Raw genomic sequence first — 826 nt, 5'->3', positions numbered from 1 at the left:
CGGTTGGGGCCTCAGGTCGCGTACTGGCGGGAGCGGTTGGCGGGGTTGCCGGAGCAGATCGTGTTGCCGGTTGATCGTGGGCGTCCGGCGGTGGCTTCGTATCGGGGTGATGTGTTCACGTTCGAGTGGGATGCGAGCCTGCACGCGGGGTTGGCGCGGCTGGCACGGGAGCTGAACGCCAGCGTGTTCATGGTCGTGCAGGCGGGGCTGGCCGCGCTGCTCACCCGCATGGGCTCGGGAACCGACGTACCGGTCGGCGTGCCCATCGCCGGCCGCACCGACGAGGCCCTGCACGATCTGGTCGGCTTCTTCGTCAACACGCTGGTGTTGCGGACCGACACTTCGGGGGAGCCGTCGTTCGCGGAGTTGGTGGGTCGGGTGCGCGAGACCGCGCTGGAGGCGTACGCCAATCAGGACGTGCCGTTCGAGCACCTGGTGGAGGTGCTCAACCCGGCCAGGTCGATGGCCCATCACCCGCTGTTCCAGGTCTCCCTCGCCGTCCAGAACACCCCCCGGCCCGATCTCCGCGCCCCCGGCCTCACGCTCAGCCCGACCGAGGTGCCCCGCACCCGCACGTCACGTTTCGACCTGTTCCTGAGCTTGACCGAGCGTCCCGGTGTGGCGGGTGTGGACGGGCTGGTGGAGTTCAGCACGGATCTGTTCGATCGGTCGTCGGTGGTCGTGCTGGTGGAGCGGTTGCGCCGGTTGCTGGCCGGAGCGGTCGCCGATCCGGGGCGCCGGCTGGGGTTGTTGCCGGTGCTGGATCCGGCCGAGCGGGAGCTGCTGCTGGGGGAGTGGATCTCCACCGGTCAGGCCGCCGTGACGG

1 protein-coding gene is annotated in these 826 nt (G+C 70.1%); it reads left to right on the top strand.

The genetic code is table 11. The annotated features are described in order from the left end of the window. Window positions 1-60: 60 nt before the first annotated feature. Window positions 61-826 (top strand): condensation domain-containing protein (locus PYR91_RS36300; RefSeq protein WP_279787554.1); only part of this gene is annotated, 766 nt, incomplete at its 3' end.

Source organism: Sphaerisporangium sp. TRM90804 (assembly GCF_029846175.1).
Taxonomy (GTDB): Bacteria; Actinomycetota; Actinomycetes; order Streptosporangiales; family Streptosporangiaceae; genus Sphaerisporangium.
The sequence above is the reverse complement of the archived record's forward strand: the minus strand, read 5'-3'. Positions and strand labels throughout refer to the sequence as shown.